The sequence below is a fragment of the Fontibacillus forbon genome (assembly GCF_046559655.1).
GTDB lineage: Bacteria > Bacillota > Bacilli > Paenibacillales > Paenibacillaceae > Fontibacillus.
The window spans coordinates 898957-918736 of the sequence record NZ_JBKGFV010000002.1 but is presented as its reverse complement, the minus strand read 5'-3'; the positions used below and the strand labels follow the sequence as shown (position 1 = coordinate 918736).

The window sequence follows — 19780 nt, the reverse complement described above, 5'->3', positions numbered from 1 at the left end:
AAGGAGAAGACAACATGACCAAAATCGTTAAATCCGTAACCTCTCCCAAAAAGTTTATTATCGGGCACGACCTGCTGGAGACCATCTATGACTATATGAAGCATTTCGGCGACAGCGCGTACGTGATCTGCGACGAGTTTATTCTGGAACGAGCCTCCAAGGAAGCGGGTCAATCCATTGCTGCAGGCGGGGGCAAATCCGTATTCGAGAAATTCAACTATGAATGCACCAAGGAAGAAATTCAGCGGCACCGCAATCTTCTGCATAAGGCGGGGGCCAATATCGTCGTCGGCATCGGCGGAGGGAAAACGCTGGATACGGCCAAGGCCACTGCCTATTATGAAAAGCTGCCGGTCGTCATTTTTCCGACCATTGCTTCCACGGATGCGCCGTGCACGGCGCTGGCGGTAATTTACAAGCCTGACGGTTCTTTTGATGAATATCTGTTTCTGCCCAGCAATCCCGATGTGGTGTTGGCCGATACCGGCATCCTGGCTGCGGCGCCGGCCCGTTTCTTTGCGGCGGGCATCGGAGACGCCCTGGCTACGTATTTTGAAGCAAGAGCCTGTTACCGTTCGGTGGGGGATAATCTGGTATTAATGAAGCCTTCGCTGACCGGACTTGGGATCGCCAGACTTTGCTACGACACCCTGTTGGAAAATGCAGTACAAGCTAAAATTGCCGTGGATAAGAAGGTTGTAACCAAAGCGGTAGAAAATACGATTGAAGCGACGATTTATTTAAGCGGAGTTGGAGCCGAATCCGGCGGGTTGGCAGCAGCACATGCCATTCATAACGGAATGACTGCCGTCAAATCGCTGCATCATGCCCAGCACGGGGAGAAGGTGACGTTCGGATTGTTGGCTCAGCTCGTCTTGGAAAACGCACCGCATGAAGAAATCGAAACGGTCATCTCCCTGGTGAAACAAGTGGGACTACCGCTGACATTGCAAGATCTCGGAGTCAAAAAATTTGTTGAGGAGGAATGGCGTCAGGTGGCTGCAGATGCCTGTGCGGAAGGCGACACGATGGGAAATATGCCATTTCCCGCAACGCCGGATGACGTGTACAATGCGATTGTTGCCGCCAATGCGCTTGCGGAAGCTTACCATGACGACGAAGTGTAGATGCCACTAAAAATACGGTATATCTTCATGGGCTGAAGCCGCTAACGATTAGCGGCTTTTTCTAATCCCCGAGCAGTAGATCGCCTATAGTTAAAACCTATAAATCTAATAGATTCTATATCTTGGTCTTCTTACTGGTGATTATGTTACAACTAAATTAGAGTCTATTCGAGTGAGCTACTGAGAGAAAGGGAGTTGTAGGGTTATGGCAGAAGTAAAGAAAATCGCGGTTATCGCCGGTGACGGTATCGGACCGGAAGTGGTTGCCGAAGCGGAAAAAGTATTGAAACGTACGGAAGAACTGTTCGGATACAAATTTGAAACGGAACATGCTTTGTTCGGGGGCATCGCCATCGACGAGAAGGGTACGCCATTGCCGCAGGAAACGCTGGACATTTGTCAAAAGGCGGACGCCGTCCTGCTCGGGGCCGTAGGCGGTCCGAAGTGGGACAACAATCCGAAGGAGTTGCGTCCGGAAACCGGATTGCTCGGGATCCGTAAAGCGCTCGGCCTGTTCTCCAATCTTCGTCCGGCCGTTGTGTTTGACTGCCTGAAGGATGCTTCGACATTGAAACCGGAAGTGTTGGAAGGCACCGACCTCATGGTCGTCCGCGAGCTTACCGGCGGTATTTACTTCGGCGAGAAATTCCGCCGCGAGACGGAGAACGGACAAGAAGCGGTCGATACTTGCGCTTACAATGTCAGCGAAGTGGAACGTATCGTACGCCAGGCTTTTGAAATCGCCCAAAAACGCCGCAAAAAACTGGCATCGGTGGACAAGGCCAACGTACTCGAAACCTCCCGTTTATGGCGCGAGGTCGTGATCAAGGTCGCCCCGGAATATCCGGACGTCGAGCTGGAGCACGTGTTGGTCGATAACTGCGCGATGCAGCTGCTGCGCCGTCCTTCGAGCTTCGACGTCATCGTGACGGAAAATATGTTCGGCGACATCCTGAGCGATGAAGCAGCGATGCTTACCGGTTCGATCGGCATGTTGTCCTCGGCTTCGCTTGGCGAAGGCAGCTTCGGCCTGTATGAGCCTGTACACGGTTCAGCGCCGGATATTGCCGGACAGAACCTGGCTAACCCGATTGCAACGATTCTCTCGGTGGCCTTAATGTTCCGGATGACATTCGGCTATGCGGATGCCGCAGATGCCATTGAGCGCGCAGTCTCGGATGTGCTAAATGCTGGTCATCGTACAGGGGACATCGCGGTTGACAAGAGCAAGGCGATCGGTACGACGGAGATGGGAGATCTGATTGTCGCAGCGATCCAAAAGTAATGAGTAACATCAAATTGTAATATTTATCAAGTGAGTTATCTATTTATAATAATTATAAATAGATAACTTTTACAATCTTGACTTTGAAATTGTCGAATGATACCATTTGAAATGTAGTCATGACTTGCAAATGAATGATGTGGATACAGAAACTTTTCGGTTTCTTACATATTTCTAAAGGAGGCTTATTCAAATGGCAGAGCGTTTGGTGGGAAGACCCGCACCGGATTTTGATATGGCGATCGTAACCGGAGACGGCAAGGAATTTGGACGCAAGAAATTGTCCGATTATCAAGGTAAATGGTTGGTATTCTTCTTCTATCCTTTGGATTTCACGTTTGTTTGTCCTACGGAAATCACTGCGCTTAGCGAAGCTTACACCCAGTTCAAGGAATTGGACACCGAAATCTTGGGCGTCAGCATTGATTCCGAGCATAGCCATAAAGCATGGATCAATACTCCAAAGGACAGCAATGGCTTGGGTCAATTGAACTTCCCGTTGGCTTCGGACATTACGAAGAGCGTTGGCCGTGATTACGGCGTCCTGATCGAAGAGGAAGGTGTAGCTCTTCGCGGACTGTTCATTATCGATCCGGAAGGCGAACTTAAATATCAAGTGGTTAACCACAATGATGTGGGCCGCAGCGTTGAAGAAACTTTGCGTGTGCTCCAAGCCCTTCAATCCGGTGGTCTGTGTCCGATGAACTGGAGACCTGGAGACAAGAACCTCTAAGCCTAATCATAAATAGTTTTCAAGGCCCCCTGTCAGGCGCAAGCCGGAACAGGGGGCTTTTTGCCCCGGCTTATACAAGATGTAGGAAAAAAATCAATCGTATGTTCAACCGAGACCGGGTCCATCCTAGAAGAAATAATCAATCTCAGGTTAAAAGGAATTTGCACACGGGTGCGCGAATAAATATATGCAAATCAATTTTACGCCATCCAGGTTGTACGAAGCTTGAACGGAAAGGGTGATGGGGAATGAGTTTTTGCTGCGGAGCAAGTATGGTAGGAACAAAAGGAACGTTAAAGCATTACCGTACCCAGGTTCATAACGTTCCCCTGCTTTTTTGTCCGGTATGCCATCGGGTGGAGGTTCACTATAAAGTGGAGAACGAGTATGAAGTCCTGGCTGAATATGCGCATAGCGACGGGCTTTCGGAGATCGATTTTCAAGACTTCATTATGGAGGATGAAGACTCCATCTTCGGTAATTGCGTGAACCGCGAGGATGAAGACCCGTTAGATATTGTGCAGAGTCAGATTGACATGTCGCTGGATCTTTTGACGGTTGCCAAGCAAATCGAGGATTCCAAGTGGGAAGATGAACTTAAGAAGCGATTGGCCGTCATGAGCCGGCGAAGAGCTAAATTGTTGCAAAAGAATAGCAAGGAAATGAAATAGCTCCCGTTCAGGGGGCTATTACTTTTTTTATGAAATTTGCATTTCTGAGAGTATCCCCGCTTTTTCGACAGTATCTCTGATTGACGATATTTGGAAGTCTTTACTATGATTGATATAGGCCGTTTTTCGTAATCGGTGATTGCCTTATTACTAAATTATATATAGGACAAGCTCATGGAATAGGAAACAAGGTGGAGAGGTGAAGCTTCATATCTGACCAAAGATATGGACTTTCCGTATAGTGATCGTTAGTTGTCGTCAGAGGCTGGAAGATCATTCGGAGAATAAGGGGGAACCGACTTGTTGAGCGAATTCCAGGAGACACTGCTCCAGTCCGTTAAAGCGTATCAATCGACCCAGCTTGTTAAAAACAAATACGAAAACGTGCTTCAACAGCTTGACAGCGGCATTATGCTGTTTGATAGCGACGGCGTTTTGACTTTCATTAACGTGCAGATGGCCAGGCTGCTTGAAATTCCGCGCCATTCCCTGATCGGCTGCAATTTGCTCCAGTTGCTGCGTCACCCGCACTTAAGCCGTTATAAGAAAAGAAAAATATTGCGACTTTACCGGGAAACGATCTTTTACCGTAAAAAAAATCATGAATTTGTCGACGAATACGGCAGGTATTGGTTAGCTACGGTTACATACGGAGACCAAATGGAAGGCGATTATTTGTTGAGCGTCAAGGATGTATCCGAATTCAAGCAAATCGAGCAAACCGCTTACCAAAATGATAAACTGGCGATGCTAGGTAAAATTTCGGCGGCAATCGCGCATGAAATACGTAATCCGCTTACGGCGATCCGCGGATTTATTCAGTTGCTCAGGCCTCATCTGGTTCAACTCGGAAGAGATGAGTATGCCCGGATCATCTTAAATGAGATCGACCGCGCCAACGACATCATTTATGAATTTTTGAACTCTTCGAAACCTTCGGCTCCGCAAAAAGTGGTGATTAGCATAGCATCCCTTTTAAAGGAGGTCGTTTTGCTAACCGAGAGCGAAGCGCTCATGATGGGGTGTGAAATCAATTTGCAGCAAGCCGATCCCGATATGAAGGTATCCATTGACGTAAAGCAGATCAAGCAGGTGCTCCTCAACATGATCAAGAATGCGATGGATGCGATCGAGGAAGTTAGCGGGGATCATTCCGGTGCCATTGAAATCGACGCCAAACCTGACGGCAAGTACGTAAACATTTCGATCCGGGATAACGGAAACGGCATGGACAAAGCGTTGCTGGGCCGCTTATTCGACCCCTTTTTTACTACAAAGGAAAAGGGCACGGGGCTCGGGTTATCCGTCAGTTATCGCATTATTAAGAATCACAGGGGAAATATTCAAGTAGACAGTATTAAAGGGACAGGCACCGTATTTGTCATATCCTTGCCCTTGGTTTCATCATAAAAAGTTAAAAAGAGGGCTGTTCTTGCGCAAAATAGTGCGTAAGAACAGCCCTTTGTTATTTAGTGGCAAGTGAACATTCACTTTGATTTGGAGGAAGCAGGTGCATGGGAATCACTACAAGCGGCCGAACAGGATTTCTGCTGCGAGCAGGACGCGCAGGCCCCTTTTTTGCTTTTTCGGAGTCCCCGGTACAAGGCGAAAGCCGCGTAGGAGAATACGATGGTAATAATGACGATATCAGCCATCTGAATCTGACTCCTTTCCCTAAGTTAAAGTTAGCCTTTGTCGATGGAATGCAATACTAAGTCAGCCCGATCCATTTACCGCCTTGATAAATAATCAGCGATACCGCATAGGCGAGAACAAGGGCGTAAGCAATGGAAAATAGCGTCCATTTCCATGATGCCGTTTCTTTCCGCAGTACGCCGACGGTTGCCAGACAAGGCGTATAAAGGAGAACGAAGGCCATAAAGCTGTAAGCTTGCAGCGGTGTGAACGCCGCCGAGATCTGGCCCTGAAGCCCGGCCATGTCCGGCACATGATAGATGATATTCATCGTGGAGACAACGACTTCTTTAGCCATAAATCCGGTGACCAGCGCGGCCCCCGATTGCCAGGTGCCGAAGCCGATAGGCCCCAGCAGCGATGCGAAGAAACCGCCGATGGATGCCAGGAAGCTGTCGTCCATATCGGCTGCGATACCGCCTGGACCAAGATAGGTCAACAACCAGATCATGACGGAGCCGCCAAGAATAAAGGTTCCGGCCTTGCGCAGGAAACCTTTGCCCTTTTCCCATGTGCTGCGGAATAGGGTGACTGCTTGCGGCATCCGGTAAGGAGGCAGCTCAACCATAAAGAATGACTTGCTGTCTTTAAACATGAACATGGAGAAGAGCTTGGCAAGCAGCAAGGTAAGCACAATGCCCATTACATATAGCGATAATACGACCAGAGCCTGTGATTTTGCGAAGAAAATACCGGCGAACAGCGCATATACGGGCAGCCGGGCGGAACAGGACATCAATGGGACCAGAAGCATAGTCAAGGTACGTTCCTTCTGTTGTTCGATGCTTCTCGAAGCCATGACAGCCGGAACATTGCAGCCGAATCCGATAATAAACGGAATCAGCGCCTTGCCGTTCAACCCGACCATTTCCATCAATTTGTCCATCATGACGGTAATCCGCGCCATGTAACCCGAATCTTCAATGAAGGAAATAATCAGGAACATGATGAAAATCTGTGGCATGAATACCAAAACCCCGCCAACACCGCCGATAATGCCGTCGATAATAAGTGCATAGGTAAACTCGGAGGCCCCGACTGCAGAAAGTCCGCGTTCCACCAGGCTGCTGAAAGGTCCGGATATGAAGCCGTCAAGCAGATCCGATAGCGGGTTTCCGAGCCAATCGAACGTAAGCTTGAAAGTGAGAAACATAAACAGCAGGAAGATCGGAATTCCCCAGACCGGATGGGAAGCGAACGCATCGATTCTTTCCGTTAAACTGTGAGGCTTCTGGTTCGAATGATCGACAGCCGATTCGCAAATGTCGTGGATGATCTCCAGACGAACAGAGCGGATATGCTCTTGCAGTGATGCTGAAATCCTGTCGTTTGTAAGTCGCTCCTGCGTATTCTCCACAATTTTCAGAAGGCGAGCAAGTATATCAGGCGGAAATGATAACGAGTTCATTACCGCAGGATTATTCTCCAGAATTTGCAGCGCAATCCATCGTGGCAGCAATGGGGAGGAGGGCAGATTTGAACTTACTTCCCGGGAAATAAGAACAATCGCTTCCTCAATGATGTCCCCGTAATGGATTTCAAATGGAGGCGTTTGAGCGGTATCTTTGGCTTTGCTCATGCTCAGAAGCAGATCTTTGGTGCCTGACCCGGTTCGTGCAACAAGAGGAACAATTTCGGTGCGAAGGCTGGCGGACAACCTTTCGATATCGATGGACAAGCCGCGGGCTTTAGCCACATCGACCATATTCAACCCGATGATGACCGGTTTTCCGTATTCAAGCAGTTGAATGGTGAGATATAAATTCCGTTCCAGTTGGGAAGCATCGACGATGTTGATTAGCAAAGACGGGGATTCGGTGACCAGATATTCAGCGGCCACGCCTTCATCCCTTGAGAGAGGATGGAGTGAGTAAATGCCGGGGAGATCGGTAAGCGAGCCGCTTTTGTCCTTCAGGTGACCGACCTTTTTCTCGACCGTCACACCGGACCAGTTGCCCACGTATTCGTAAGAGCTTGTAAGTGTGTTGAACAGTGAAGTTTTACCTGTGTTGGGATTTCCGATAAGGGCCGCACCGCTCATGATACCAACACCTCAATCTTCGCAGCTTCCTTTTGTCGGATACCGAGAAGCTGTCCGCTGCATTCGAGCAGGATGGGGCCGCCAAATAGGCAAAGGCGCTTGACGGTAATGTTGGAGCCTTCCGCTACGCCCAAATCGGCAAGACGGCGTTTGAGTATGGGATCTATGTTGCCGAAGCGGCAGATGGACCCGGAATTGCCGGGTTGTAAACCTGATAAACAGCATTGGCATGGTGTCAACGGACATCACTCCTTTAGCGCTCATTCGATATTGAGAATCAGTCTCAATTAAATTCAATTCAATATATCATGAAAGGAAAAGAAGAACCGTGATAATAATCACAACAAAAAGCAGCGTTACATCTTTACTTTTTGTTTTCGCTTCAAGTAAGATGGATAGTAAAACATACAGGGAAAGGGATCGGTAGGGATGAAGGAAAATCAAAGTAAAATTGTCGATTGCACGATACGCGACGGAGGACTGGTTAATAACTGGGATTTCAGCGTGGAATTTGTTCAAAAACTATACGCCGGTCTTAACGAAGCAGGCGTAGATTATATGGAAATCGGATATAAGAATTCGCCCAAGCTATTGAAGGGAGCCGATCAGGCTGGACCTTGGCGGTTTTTGAACGATGATTTTCTCAAAAAGGTCATTCCGCAAAAGGGGAATACGAAACTGTCCGCGCTGGTGGATATCGGAAGGGTGGATGAGAACGATATTCTGCCGCGCAGCGAAAGTCTGCTGGATCTGATCCGGGTGGCCTGCTACGTCAAAGATGTGGACAAGGCGTTGAAATTGGTTCAGCTTTTCCATGATCGCGGATATGAAACTACATTAAATATCATGGCGCTTTCGAACGTGATGGAGAACGAATTGCTTGAAGCGTTTGAGATGATTAGAGAAAGCGTTGTCGACGTCGTATATATTGTAGATTCTTACGGAAGCCTCGATTACAAGGACATGGAATATCTGGTCAATAAATTCAAAACCCATCTGCCGAATAAACGGCTGGGCGTGCATACGCATAATAACATGCAGTTAGCTTTCTCCAATACGCTGGTGGCCGCCGATCTTGGCGTTGAATTTTTGGATGCCTCGGTATACGGAATGGGACGCGCGGCTGGTAATTGCCCGACCGAACTGCTGGTCACCCATCTGAAAAACACGAATTACAAACTCCGTCCGGTGCTGGACGTGTTGGAACAGCTGCTTATTCCGCTTCGGGAGAAAGAGGAGTGGGGTTATCTGATTCCGTACATGATTACCGGGACGCTGGACGAGCATCCCCGTTCGGCTATGGCGCTACGGGCTTCAGAAGATAAAGATAAGGCGGTCGATTTCTATGACAAATTGACAACGCCTGAAGTTAGCTTTGACAAAAAGTAATCGTTATGAGGCAAAAGTTCGGCCGATCACGTGCCGGACTTTTGTCTGTTTTTGATCTATTTTTTTGTGAAAATTAATGAATTTTGAACAACTTTTGTGAATATTCATGCAGTTTTTAGATTCCTTTAAAAGAAAAGGCAGGAAAAGGTCGTTTCTTGTTGAATTGTACATAATAACAGCTTCACAGATAATTACCTCCGGGGGTTGAACACAAATGAGAATCAGGACAGAGGAGAGAACAACAATCATCCAGGGAGGATTCGGTTTGGCGGTGATGCTCGGTGCTATTTGGCTTTCTGCCGGCACCGGAAAAGCGCCGTATGCCGCGGAATCATTGCAAACTTTGCAGTTGATGGCCGGTTTAGTCTGCGGTGCCGTATCTTTCGCTATTTTTACTCAAGGATGGATTTTGTTCACAGAAAAGTTGTCAAAACAGCGGCTGTACTCTGCGGTGCTATTCTCCATCCTGGGAGTACTAAATGTTCTTCATGCCGCAGGAACGAGCGGGATCAAACTGTTTGGCTTAGAGACGGGGTTTCGCTTATCTAATGCATTTTTAATCATTTCGCATCTGTTATGCGCGGCTGGAATGCTGATCATATTTTCAACATCTGACCGGCAAATTTCCGGGAAACATAAACTATTCGTTTTTTTGGGTGCCGCATTGATCGGTGCAACGGGAATTATCTTGCTGTATACATATCGTACGGATCTCCCCGCATTACTTGAATTTCAAGATCATCCTGCAGGGAAAATGGTTTTATTGTCAGGGATTTTGGCGCTTTACGCCGCCGGTATTTTTGCCATTCTTTATCGCCATCGCAAGGAAAGCCCTAAGGCAACCTTAACGGTAATTCGGGCTATGCTGTTCCTCATGATGGGATATACGTTGCTTATGTCCGGCAATCCCGGGAATTCCGGGTTGGTACATGTCCTCGGGGAATGGTATACCGTTATTTCCTATTATTTTGTGCTTAAAGGTGTCTACCATTTGACCATTGATGAACCGTATAAAGGACAGCGTGCGATTGAAGCCCAGATGAAGCATATGGCTTATCACGATGATTTGACGGGACTTCCTAACCTTCGCCGGATGAAGGAGATGCTGAATGGGCTTCTCGAAACAGGCGGAAAGAGCGAAACCGTCCGTGCGGGGGTAGCAGTAATCAATATCGACAGGTTTAAAGCGATTAACGATTCCTTGGGCTACAGTGCGGGAGACAAGCTTTTGATGGAGGTAGGGGGACGTTTGGAAGGGCTCTGTCTTTCCGAGGAAAAAGTGTTCCGGATGGGCGATGATGAATTTGCCGTTATCTTTACAAGTCCTCAAGACGAATCCGGGATGGAAATACGCGCTGAACAGCTGCTCGTATCGGTGAATCCTTCCGTGATGATCGACGACACGGAATATCATATTTCGTTAAGCATGGGGCTTTCCATTTTTCCCGAAGACGGAAATTCGGTAGATCAGTTGATTCAATACGCCGACATGGCCGTTCACCATGCCAAAGAGCATGACCAAGTATTCATCCGTTATACGGAAGCCATGAAAAAGGTCACCCAATCCAGGGTTGAACTGGAGAACGATATGCGCAAAGCGTTGGAACGGAACGAGTTTTTTCTGGAGTACCAGCCTCAATTCAGCCTTCAAAGCGGCAAGATGGTCGGTATGGAAGCGCTGGTCCGCTGGAATCACCCCAAACGGGGTTTGCTTCCGCCCAATGAATTCATTCCTCTTGCCGAGGACTCCGGACTAATTGTTCCGCTTGGTGAATGGGTGCTGAAAACGGCGTGTCAGCATACTAAAAAGTGGCAACTCGATGGTTATGAGCCTGTCTGCGTCTCGGTGAATTTGTCGATGCGCCAATTCCGGCAGTACAATTTGGCCGACAAGGTTGACGCGATTCTGAAAGAAGTTGGGCTGGAAGCTAAATTTCTGGAGCTCGAGATCACGGAAAGCATGACCTTCGATATCGAAACCGCACTAAACCAGCTTCAAAGCTTGAAACGTTTGGGCATACATATTAGCATCGATGATTTCGGAACAGGATACAGCTCGCTCAATTATTTGAAAAGCCTGCCGATCGACCGTCTGAAGATCGACCGCTCTTTCGTGAAGGAAGTAATGCTGGACGGAAATGACGCTGCCATCGTTTCCACGATTACGACTATGGCGCACCATTTGAAGTTGAAAGTTACCGCTGAAGGGGTGGAGAGCGAGGAGCAGCTTGAATTCCTCAAGGGACAGAATTGTCACGAGGGTCAAGGGTACTTGTTCAGCAAGCCCGTTCCGGCCCGAGTACTGGAAAGTGAATTCCTTAGTCGGCTTGCCGGCTAAGGTTTTTCTTTTTAAGCAAAAAAACAGTTGCAATGAGTTTTTGAAAGTGATATATTATATTTTGTCTTCACGAGAGATACTCTTCAACAGTAGGACTTCGGGACGTAGCTCAGCTTGGTAGAGCACCTGGTTTGGGACCAGGGGGTCGCATGTTCAAATCGTGTCGTCCCGACCATGATCATTATTCACTACGCGGGTGTAGTTCAATGGTAGAACTCCAGCCTTCCAAGCTGGTAGCGTGGGTTCGATTCCCATCACCCGCTCCATACATACTTACGATAAAGCTGCCGGATGGCGGCTTTTTTTGTTGCGCCGACACAAATTCTGGAAGTTTGAATATGAAGCTAGTGGTTAATTATCTTCTGAACCCAATCCACATCAGGAGGTAATTGACATGGCTCAAAAAATAGTTGGTGTTTTTGCTTCGGAGAAGGATGCTTCTAATGCGATTCGGGATTTGCAAGGCCTTGGTTACGATTCCGATGATATTTCCGTCATCGGGCGAAATAAAGACGATATCAATTCTATTCATGACGAGACAGGAACGAAAGCGCCTGAAGGAATTGCCACGGGGGCTGCCACAGGCGGGCTTTTGGGCGGCGTAACAGGCTTGCTGGCGGGCCTGGGCGCGCTAGCTATTCCCGGGATCGGGCCTATCATCGCTGCAGGACCGATCGCGGCAACGTTGACGGGAGCGGCTGTAGGTGCCGGAGCCGGAGGACTGGTAGGCGGTCTGGTCGGTCTCGGTATTCCCGAGAATGAAGCGGAAGAATATAACAACTTCGTCAAGCATGGGCGCATTCTTGTTATGGTAGATGCGACCGATACACAGGAAAGACAGGTTTATAACGTATTCCGGGACCACCATTCCCTGAATGCCCACAATTATCGTGATGGATACGATAATAACGGGATGGATCGCAGCGTGTCTGAAGAAAAGATGCAGGAAACCCGGGAACCGGCAGGTACCTTTTACCAGGAAATGGCGACGCTGGACCGCCCGCAGGGGCAGGATAGAGATTACAACAGTGAGGATCGCACGATGCGACTGCACGAGGAACAACTCGACATTTCGAAAACCCGGGAAACTACCGGTGAAGTAAATTTGCGTAAAGAAGTAGTTGAAGAACAGCGGACGATCAATGTGCCGGTTAGCCGCGAGGAAGTGGTAATCGAGAAAAAAGCGATCCATGACGAGGCGGCAGGCGAGCCGGTAGGCCGTGATGAAACGATCCGCATCCCGGTCACGGAGGAGCGGGTGGAAGTCAACAAGACTCCGGTCGTGACCGGTGAGGTGGAGATTCATAAACGGGAGGTCCAGGATACGGAACAGGTACGGGATACATTGAAGAAGGAAGAAGCCCGTCTGGATCAGACCGGTAATCCCCGAGTACAAGGGGATGCGGAGCTCGACTAATAACGGACGAGGCGCCCAGGGATGAGATTCAGCTTATATATTTTTCAGAAAAAGGACAGCCTGCGGGCTGTCCTTTCAGCATTTATATGGCGTTTGCGAGGCCGGTTTATTTGCTTCCGTCCGGGATGATGGCTTTGACGCGCCCTACCTGGCCGTCTTGCAGCCGGACCTTGATCCCGTGGGGATGATTCGGCGAGTTGGTCAGAATATCTTTGACGATGCCGCGCGTAAGTCGTCCCGTCGGCTGGTCTTTTTTCAGCACGATGTCGACGGTGAGACCCGGGGCAATATTTTTGCGTACAGTTCCGTTCATAGTTGGTATATCTCCTCAAGTTGCATTTTTTATTAATCAAATCGGAATTATTCTATACGATACCACAACTAGATTGATATCCAAAATACGCGGAATGGACGGTTACTGGCGATGAGCGATGGAGCTGTACAGGTACCGGCTGGTCGGAATCAATAAATCGGCGGTTTTCCGCAGATGCCGCGGTTGACCGTTACAGCTTGCCATTGTACAAAACTTTGCATATAATATCAGGTAAGTCAAAAAGTTAATGCAATGATGGAGAAGAGTAGGCAGAAGCCTCCTTACAGGGAGGAGACGTCAGTGATTGAGAGCGTCTCTACGGAATCAGGCTGCTGAAGTTCGCTCCGGAGCAGTTCCTTGAACCCCGCTAAGCCGCTAACCGGCAGTCAGCGGTGCAGTAGAGGATACCGGCTACGGCCCGTTACGCCGATAAAGTGAGAGTCTTATCCTTTGGGAAGTCTGTTTTGAGGCTTCCGGCAGCGGGTTATGGAGACTCTAACAAGGGTGGTACCACGGTCTTTTCGTCCCTTTCCGGGAGAAGGGGCCTTTTTTGTTTTTTGGACCAACACTGATTTATAAAGCTTAAGGGGGATTTGTCGATGAAAGAAACTTTGGAGGCACTCAAACACGAGGCGATGGAGCAGCTTGGCAAAGCGGCCGATGCCATTCATCTCAACGACCTGCGGGTCAAATATCTGGGTAAAAAAGGCGCCCTCACCGAGATTCTTCGCGGTATGGGCGGGCTTAGCGCCGAGGAACGGCCGGTGATCGGCCAAGTGGCCAATGAAGTGCGCGGAGTGATCGAAGCGTTGATCGAAGAGAAGCAGAACGATTTCCAGCGGAAAGAGACCGAGAGCCGGCTCGCAGACGAGAAGGTTGACGTTACCTTGCCCGGACGACCGCTTAAGCAGGGTGCCGTGCATCCGCTGAACCAGGTCATTCAGGAGATTGAAGACATTTTTATCGGGATGGGATACAAGATCGCGGAAGGTCCTGAGGTGGAAACGGACTATTACAACTTCGAGGCGCTGAATTTGCCGAAGAACCATCCGGCCCGAGATATGCAAGACTCTTTCTATTTGACCGAAGATTTGCTGATGCGTACCCAGACTTCTCCGGTTCAGGTCCGCACGATGGAAGACATGAAAGGCGAAGTTCCGATCAAGGTGATTTGTCCGGGGCGCGTATTCCGCCGCGATGACGATGATGCGACCCATTCCTTCCAGTTCCATCAAATCGAAGGCCTCGTGGTCGGCAAAAGAATTCGGATGAGCGATCTCAAGGGGACGCTGCTGGAATTCACCCGCAAGATGTTTGGAGCGAATACGCAAATTCGCCTTCGCCCAAGCTTTTTCCCGTTCACCGAGCCAAGCGTCGAGGTTGACGTTACCTGCGTGAAATGCGGAGGAAACGGCTGCCGGGTATGCAAGCACTCCGGCTGGCTGGAGATTTTGGGCAGCGGGATGGTTCATCCGCGCGTGCTGGAAATGAGCGGATACGATCCGGAACAATACAGCGGCTTCGCGTTCGGAATGGGCGTTGAGCGGATCGCGATGTTGAAATACGGCGTCGACGACATCCGCCACTTCTACAATAACGATCTGCGTTTCCTGCAGCAGTTTGCCAGAGTCTAGGCCACGGAAAAGGAAGGGGAATTGACATGAAAGTATCAACCGAATGGTTATCACAATATGTTTCGCTGGAAAATGTGAATATTCCGGAGCTTGCCGAGATGATTACGCGTTCCGGCATCGAAATCGACTCGGTCGAGGAACGGAATAAAGGAGTTACTAAAGTTGTTGTCGGTTACGTGAAAAGCAAGGAAAAGCATCCGGATGCCGATAAATTGAACGTCTGCATCGTCGATGCCGGCGAAGAGGAAGACTTGCAAATCGTTTGCGGCGCGAAAAACGTGGACGCCGGGCAGAAGGTGCCTGTCGCCCTTGTCGGGGCAAAGCTTCCGGGCGGGCTGGAAATCAAGAAGGCGAAGCTTCGCGGCATTCCTTCGCAAGGTATGATTTGCTCGGCCAAAGAACTTGGCCTCAACGATAAATTGCTGCCGAAGGAACAACAGGAAGGCATTCTTGTTCTCCCTGAAAACAGCGAGATCGGCACTCCGGTCACAAAACTGCTGCACCTGGACGATCAGGTACTGGATTTCGACCTGACGCCGAACCGCTCGGATTGCCTAAGCATGCTTGGGGCCGCTTATGAAGTCGGCGCGATTTTGGGCCGGGACGTGAAGCTTCCTCATCCGGAGAAAGAACTGATCGAAGTGGCTGAACCGGCGAAGAGCCGGATTTCGGTAAGTATACAATCCCCGGATCTGTGCAACCGTTATGCGGTCCGGTATATTTCGGGCGTGAAGATCGGCGTCTCGCCGCTCTGGATGCAAAGCCGCCTGATGGCGGCGGGCGTCCGGCCGATTAACAACATCGTGGACATTACGAATTATGTAATGCTGGAGTATGGGCAACCACTCCATGCTTTTGATGCCGATAAGATCGCCGGGAACGCCATCGGCGTACGCGAAGCCAAAGAAGGCGAGACCCTGGTCACGCTGGACGGACAGGAACGTAAGCTTGAGGCGGGAGCGCTGTTAATCGTGGACGGCGAAGACCGGCCCGTAGGATTGGCCGGCGTAATGGGTGGACTGGATTCTGAAGTGACGGAAACCACAACGAACATCGTGCTGGAGTCGGCCAAGTTCGACGGCGGTTCCGTACGTAAAACGTCGCGTCAGCTCGGTCTCCGTTCCGAGGCATCGCTGCGGTTCGAAAAGGAAGTAGACCCTGCCAGAGTGCTTCCGGCACTAGACCGCGCGGCATCGCTGATGGTGAATTTCGCCGGCGGTAAAGTGCTGGAGGGCGTAGTTCAGTCAGTTACAGCTGAACCTCAGGACCGCACGATTACTTTATCGCTGGATAAAATGAACGCCTATCTGGGCACGGATATTTCGACCCTGGAAACGAAAGCTCTTTTAATTCGTTTGCACTTTGACTGCGGCGATTTGGAAGGGAATGCGCTGGAAGTTCGCGTCCCGAGCCGCCGTGGAGACATTACCCGCGACGTGGATCTGATTGAAGAAATCGCCCGTCTATACGGGTATGACAATATTCCGGTTACGATGATCGAGGGACCGTCGACTGCCGGGGGCTATACTAAGCCGCAAGCTTTGCGGCGTGCACTGCGCGGTCTGCTTGTACACGGCGGTTGGCAGGAGACAATGGGTTATTCCTTTATCCGGGAAGGGGCCGGCGGCAAGTTTCCTGTGCTTGGTGATGGCGGATATGAGGTGAAACTGGCGATGCCGATGAGCGAGGACCGCAGCGTACTGCGTGGCAGTCTTTTGCCGGGATTGGTCGATATGGCGCAGTATAACCGGAACCGTAAGCACGACGATCTTGCTTTGTTCGAAATCGGTACTGTGTTCCATGGTAAGGATGAGCACCTGAAGGAGCAGCCGCGGGAATTGCCTGCGTTGGGCCTGCTGCTCACCGGTAACCGTGGAGTTAAACGCTGGAACGCTCCGTCCGAGAAGGTGGATTTCTTTGATCTTAAAGGCGCTCTGGAGAGTCTGTTTGAATATTTTGGACTCAGCGACGCCGTTTCCTATCAGGCCGATAAACCTCAAGGTTTCCATCCTGGACGTTCAGCTTCTCTCTACCTGAATACTCCGGAAGGCGGGCTGAGAATCGGTACGCTTGGACAACTGCATCCGGAACTGCAACGGGACATGGACCTTGATGATACGTATGTCGCGGAACTGCTGCTTGAACCTCTGTACAAGTATGCCGGCGAGACCGTAGCGTACCGGGATCTGCCACGCTTCCCGGCGATGCAGCGTGATATTGCGGTCGTTGTGGATAGCCATGTAGAAGCAGGAGCCCTTATCTCCAAGATTACTCAAACCGCTGGAGAATGGCTTGAATCCGTCGAGGTTTTTGACCTATTTACCGGCAGCAAATTGGGTGAAGGCAAGAAGAGCGTAGCCCTCTCTCTGGTATACCGTCACATGGAACGGACACTGACCGACGAAGAGGTAACCGGAGTCCATGAATCCGTTATTACGGCGCTGGAGCAAACTTTTGCTGCAGAATTGAGAAAATAGCAGGAATTGAACGGAGTCACATCGAATCTTTCTTTGTAAGTAATGATTCGATGTGACTTTCGTGCAAATACAGACATCTGAGATCAAACCCGGACTGAAGGAGGCACTTGGCTGTGAATACCCCTGACCGTATTAGTGTAAATGTGGAAATATACGGCACTTCTTATAAAATTGTCGGCAGCAATACCGACTACATGAAGCAGGTTGCCCGTCGAGTTGACGAGCAAATGCGTTCCATCGCCAAGATGTATTCCCATCTGGACACCCCGCGCCTGGCGGTGCTGGCGGCTGTCCGTATGGCGGAGGAGGCCGTAAGAACGGAACAGCTTCAGAGCGAGTTGAAACAGGTTCAGCAAGAGAAAGGTGATCTTAAACAGGAGATTTCCGTGATGCAGGCGCTCCATGCGAAGCAGGAGAATGACCATAAAGGGCTTCAGGAGGAGCATCACCAACTGAAAAGCGACAAGAAGCTGCTTACCGAGCAGGTCGCCCAAAGCGAGAATTCGCTGAAAGAACGCGACGCGGAGTGCAAGAAACTGACCGAGCGGATTCAAGAGCTGGAGCGGCAGTTATCGGAACAACGCGGCAGTAATACGCAACTGCAGACCAAATTGCGCAACGTGGAACAGGATATACGTAAAGAGAAGGAAGAGCGCTTGAAGCTGTCCGACCAACTCAAAGCGTCGCAGCAGCGTGAAGAAGCCTCAAAGAATGCGGAACAGCGGGCTAAGGAGACTAGCCTGAAGCTGGAGCAGCAGTATAAGCTGGCGCAACAAACGCTGCAGGCTGCCGATGCCGAAGCCAAGAAACAAGCCCGTCTGCTTCAAGAAGGTAAGGAGCGGGAAGATAAGCTGCGTTCGGAGCTTGCGGCTGCCGTTCAGAACGAAACTTCGTGGCATAAGCTCGCGGATAAACGGAACGAAGAACTCAGCCGTTTGGAAATCAGCCAATTAGAGGCAATCAGCCGGACGGAAAAGCTGGAAGAGCAGCTAAGTGCCGTGAGCGGCGAGCTGTCATCGGCCAAAGAAAGAGCTTCTCTGGAAAAGGACAAGTCCGGAAAAATGGCGGGAGAACTTGATTCCCTTCGCACCAGACTTGAGCAGATGGAGCGCGAAAAAGAGTCTGCGCTGCTTACCGCTCAATCCGCTGGCGAAGACAAGCGACGGCTGGAAGATGAAATCGGCAGGTTAAATGGACGATTGCAGGAACTTGAGCAAGAGCTGCAGGAATATGCTGCATTGGCCGAAGAGCAGGACGATTCCCGTCAGGCTGCCGAGCGTCGTGAACGCGAATGGAGAGAGCAACTGAAGTCGGCGGAAGAGGAACTGTCTTCCTGGCGCGAAACCGAAGCCGAACTGCAGCGTCAACTGGCGGAATGGCAGCAGGAGTGCGCGAGCGGAGGCGAGCAGGTATTGAACCTGTCTACCGATTATCGCGAACTTGAGCAAGAGAAGGATCGCATCGCCGAGGAATTGCGGCAAGTTTCGGAAAGCTTTGAGATCGTATCCCACGAGTACCGCTTGCTTCAGGCGGAGCGTGAACTGGAGCGGGAGAAAGTGCAGGATAAAGAGGAAGAATATAAGCGTCTACGGGAAGATTATGCAAAGCTGCAGACCGAATATAATGAATGGATTGAACTGATCGAGCAGGACCAGAATTAATCCGCGCATCGGGTTTTGCCAGTCCATTCATATAAAAGAGCCCCTGGCGTCTTTCGCCGGGGGCTCTATTCTCTTATTCTACGATAATTTTTGAGATCATGGCGCTGTGGCCGGTTCCGCACATTACCGAGCAGGATAATTCGAATTCCCCTGTCTCTTTAGGGATGATCACGGCGGAATCTTCCTTGCCTTTAAGCTGAAGCTTTAGGCCAGGGACCAGCATTCCGTGATTTCCTTCCGAACTTTTGAAAGTAATCTTCACGGGTACGTCTTTCTTTAAATGGTACTCGTTCTGGTCGAATGTATAGTTGGTAGCTTCGATCACCAGTTCAGCTTCCGGCTTAACATTGCTTACTTCAGCACTGCTGTTTGATCCAGAACCGCTTCCACAAGCTGCCAAAACCAACAAGAGAACGGAGGATATCAGAAATGCAACCGTCTTTTTCACGATAATCACCCACGATATAAAATTTTTATGACAATTTCAAGAATATTATATCGTAGATGAACAAAATCGATGAAAGCAAGGTTTGGAGATTTCGTGAACATCTTCTTTTCAAGCGGATGATCCGCCAAGCGCAGAAAGCCGGGCGGATCACGGATTTGAATCTATAACTTTAAAGTCCAGGCAGAGGGATTAATCTTTCCCGGCTTCAAAGGGAGTGGATACCGGGATAAACAGGTCGATAATCCCGATAACCAATGCGGCCAGAAGGGCTCCGATCATGGAGACGGATACACCGGATACGATAAACTGTGCCAGCCAAATCACCAGTGCGCTGGTGATGAAACCAACGATGCCGCGTCCGAACGGGGTAACTTTTTTTCCGAAAATACCTTCAATGGCCCAACCCAGCAAGGCAATGACGAGCGCAAGCATCAGGGCGCTGCCGAAGCCGCCGATACTGAATTGCGGAACAAGCCAGCCTACAACAAGCAATACGAGGGCTGAGACGATGAATCGTACTACATGTCCCAGAAAATTCATGGCACTTGGCC

The 19780-nt window shown here is 49.9% G+C and carries 17 protein-coding genes, 2 tRNA genes and 1 other annotated feature; of the genes, 13 read left to right on the top strand and 6 right to left on the bottom strand.

Annotation, left to right across the window (positions count from 1 at the left end; all coding sequences use genetic code 11):
- The first annotated feature begins 14 nt into the window (after positions 1 to 14).
- The 5 genes from ACLB09_RS11220 (at position 15) to ACLB09_RS11200 (ending at position 5226) form a co-directional block, all read left to right on the top strand.
- Positions 15 to 1127 (top strand): glycerol dehydrogenase, encoded by a 1113-nt coding sequence (locus tag ACLB09_RS11220; RefSeq protein WP_410769899.1) that lies wholly within the window; start codon positions 15 to 17, stop codon positions 1125 to 1127.
- A gap of 205 nt (positions 1128 to 1332) precedes the next feature.
- The gene (leuB, locus tag ACLB09_RS11215; RefSeq protein WP_410769898.1) at positions 1333 to 2412 is read left to right on the top strand and encodes a 3-isopropylmalate dehydrogenase; all 1080 of its coding nucleotides are present in this window, start codon (positions 1333 to 1335) and stop codon (positions 2410 to 2412) included.
- Between the two features lie 193 nt (positions 2413 to 2605).
- Positions 2606 to 3145, top strand: coding sequence for a peroxiredoxin (locus ACLB09_RS11210; protein ID WP_410769897.1), 540 nt, complete (start codon positions 2606 to 2608; stop codon positions 3143 to 3145).
- Between the two features lie 248 nt (positions 3146 to 3393).
- A complete protein-coding gene (locus ACLB09_RS11205; RefSeq protein WP_410769896.1) occupies positions 3394 to 3816 on the top strand; it encodes a hypothetical protein in 423 nt (140 codons plus the stop codon).
- Between the two features lie 300 nt (positions 3817 to 4116).
- Positions 4117 to 5226 carry an ATP-binding protein gene (locus ACLB09_RS11200; RefSeq protein WP_410769895.1) on the top strand — a complete coding sequence of 370 codons (1110 nt, stop codon included), beginning with the start codon at positions 4117 to 4119 and terminating at the stop codon, positions 5224 to 5226.
- A gap of 77 nt (positions 5227 to 5303) precedes the next feature.
- Here ACLB09_RS11200 and ACLB09_RS11195 read toward each other — a convergent pair whose 3' ends face one another.
- From ACLB09_RS11195 to ACLB09_RS11185, 3 genes are read right to left on the bottom strand one after another with little or no spacing between them, the layout of a single operon-like run.
- The gene (locus ACLB09_RS11195) at positions 5304 to 5471 is read right to left on the bottom strand and encodes a FeoB-associated Cys-rich membrane protein (RefSeq protein ID WP_410769894.1); all 168 of its coding nucleotides are present in this window, start codon (positions 5469 to 5471) and stop codon (positions 5304 to 5306) included.
- Between the two features lie 56 nt (positions 5472 to 5527).
- The gene (gene feoB / locus ACLB09_RS11190; protein WP_410769893.1) at positions 5528 to 7552 is read right to left on the bottom strand and encodes a ferrous iron transport protein B; all 2025 of its coding nucleotides are present in this window, start codon (positions 7550 to 7552) and stop codon (positions 5528 to 5530) included.
- Positions 7549 to 7791, bottom strand: a complete 243-nt coding sequence (locus ACLB09_RS11185) for a FeoA family protein (protein ID WP_410769892.1) — start codon at positions 7789 to 7791, stop codon at positions 7549 to 7551. Before ACLB09_RS11185 ends, feoB begins: the two co-directional genes overlap by 4 nt.
- A 190-nt stretch (positions 7792 to 7981) precedes the next feature.
- On the opposite strand from ACLB09_RS11185, the gene ACLB09_RS11180 reads away from it, so the two are divergent.
- The 5 genes from ACLB09_RS11180 (at position 7982) to ACLB09_RS11160 (ending at position 12696) form a co-directional block, all read left to right on the top strand.
- On the top strand, positions 7982 to 8941 hold the full coding sequence (locus tag ACLB09_RS11180; protein WP_410769891.1) for an aldolase catalytic domain-containing protein: 960 nt from the start codon (positions 7982 to 7984) through the stop codon (positions 8939 to 8941).
- Positions 8942 to 9155: 214 nt separating this feature from the next.
- The gene (locus ACLB09_RS11175; protein ID WP_410769890.1) at positions 9156 to 11279 is read left to right on the top strand and encodes a putative bifunctional diguanylate cyclase/phosphodiesterase; all 2124 of its coding nucleotides are present in this window, start codon (positions 9156 to 9158) and stop codon (positions 11277 to 11279) included.
- Positions 11280 to 11377: 98 nt separating this feature from the next.
- Positions 11378 to 11454 (top strand) — tRNA-Pro (locus tag ACLB09_RS11170).
- A 17-nt stretch (positions 11455 to 11471) separates the two neighbouring features.
- Positions 11472 to 11545, top strand: a tRNA-Gly gene (locus ACLB09_RS11165).
- Between the two features lie 128 nt (positions 11546 to 11673).
- Positions 11674 to 12696: a YsnF/AvaK domain-containing protein gene (locus ACLB09_RS11160; RefSeq protein ID WP_410769889.1), complete on the top strand. Its 1023-nt coding sequence runs from the start codon at positions 11674 to 11676 to the stop codon at positions 12694 to 12696.
- A gap of 106 nt (positions 12697 to 12802) precedes the next feature.
- Here the strand turns inward: ACLB09_RS11160 and ACLB09_RS11155 are convergent, their stop codons facing one another.
- Complete coding sequence (locus tag ACLB09_RS11155; protein ID WP_410769888.1) at positions 12803 to 13009, bottom strand: YwbE family protein; 207 nt, start codon at positions 13007 to 13009, stop codon at positions 12803 to 12805.
- Between the two features lie 243 nt (positions 13010 to 13252).
- Positions 13253 to 13541 (top strand) — a binding site (T-box leader).
- Between the two features lie 67 nt (positions 13542 to 13608).
- On the opposite strand from ACLB09_RS11155, the gene pheS reads away from it, so the two are divergent.
- The 3 genes from pheS (at position 13609) to zapA (ending at position 18781) form a co-directional block, all read left to right on the top strand.
- The gene (gene pheS / locus ACLB09_RS11150) at positions 13609 to 14643 is read left to right on the top strand and encodes a phenylalanine--tRNA ligase subunit alpha (RefSeq protein ID WP_410769887.1); all 1035 of its coding nucleotides are present in this window, start codon (positions 13609 to 13611) and stop codon (positions 14641 to 14643) included.
- A gap of 26 nt (positions 14644 to 14669) precedes the next feature.
- On the top strand, positions 14670 to 17120 hold the full coding sequence (gene pheT, locus ACLB09_RS11145) for a phenylalanine--tRNA ligase subunit beta (RefSeq protein WP_410769886.1): 2451 nt from the start codon (positions 14670 to 14672) through the stop codon (positions 17118 to 17120).
- A 113-nt stretch (positions 17121 to 17233) separates the two neighbouring features.
- Entirely contained in the window at positions 17234 to 18781 is a 1548-nt protein-coding gene (gene zapA, locus ACLB09_RS11140) for a cell division protein ZapA (protein ID WP_410769885.1), read from the top strand.
- Between the two features lie 73 nt (positions 18782 to 18854).
- Here the strand turns inward: zapA and ACLB09_RS11135 are convergent, their stop codons facing one another.
- Both ACLB09_RS11135 and ACLB09_RS11130 read right to left on the bottom strand, forming a co-directional pair.
- Entirely contained in the window at positions 18855 to 19229 is a 375-nt protein-coding gene (locus ACLB09_RS11135) for a cupredoxin domain-containing protein (protein ID WP_410769884.1), read from the bottom strand.
- A gap of 189 nt (positions 19230 to 19418) precedes the next feature.
- Positions 19419 to 19769 carry a phage holin family protein gene (locus ACLB09_RS11130; protein ID WP_410769883.1) on the bottom strand — a complete coding sequence of 117 codons (351 nt, stop codon included), beginning with the start codon at positions 19767 to 19769 and terminating at the stop codon, positions 19419 to 19421.
- Between the last annotated feature and the right edge of the window lie 11 nt (positions 19770 to 19780).

Bases quoted from the DNA above. Each gene is read 5' to 3' on its own strand.
- ACLB09_RS11220 (WP_410769899.1), top strand. From the start codon at position 15: ATGACCAAAATCGTTAAATCCGTAACCTCTCCCAAAAAGTTTATTATC.
- leuB (WP_410769898.1), top strand. From the start codon at position 1,333: ATGGCAGAAGTAAAGAAAATCGCGGTTATCGCCGGTGACGGTATCGGA.
- ACLB09_RS11210 (WP_410769897.1), top strand. From the start codon at position 2,606: ATGGCAGAGCGTTTGGTGGGAAGACCCGCACCGGATTTTGATATGGCG.
- ACLB09_RS11205 (WP_410769896.1), top strand. From the start codon at position 3,394: ATGAGTTTTTGCTGCGGAGCAAGTATGGTAGGAACAAAAGGAACGTTA.
- ACLB09_RS11195 (WP_410769894.1), bottom strand. From the start codon at position 5,471: ATGGCTGATATCGTCATTATTACCATCGTATTCTCCTACGCGGCTTTC.
- feoB (WP_410769893.1), bottom strand. From the start codon at position 7,552: ATGAGCGGTGCGGCCCTTATCGGAAATCCCAACACAGGTAAAACTTCA.
- ACLB09_RS11180 (WP_410769891.1), top strand. From the start codon at position 7,982: ATGAAGGAAAATCAAAGTAAAATTGTCGATTGCACGATACGCGACGGA.
- ACLB09_RS11175 (WP_410769890.1), top strand. From the start codon at position 9,156: ATGAGAATCAGGACAGAGGAGAGAACAACAATCATCCAGGGAGGATTC.
- ACLB09_RS11160 (WP_410769889.1), top strand. From the start codon at position 11,674: ATGGCTCAAAAAATAGTTGGTGTTTTTGCTTCGGAGAAGGATGCTTCT.
- ACLB09_RS11155 (WP_410769888.1), bottom strand. From the start codon at position 13,009: ATGAACGGAACTGTACGCAAAAATATTGCCCCGGGTCTCACCGTCGAC.
- pheS (WP_410769887.1), top strand. From the start codon at position 13,609: ATGAAAGAAACTTTGGAGGCACTCAAACACGAGGCGATGGAGCAGCTT.
- pheT (WP_410769886.1), top strand. From the start codon at position 14,670: ATGAAAGTATCAACCGAATGGTTATCACAATATGTTTCGCTGGAAAAT.
- ACLB09_RS11130 (WP_410769883.1), bottom strand. From the start codon at position 19,769: ATGAATTTTCTGGGACATGTAGTACGATTCATCGTCTCAGCCCTCGTA.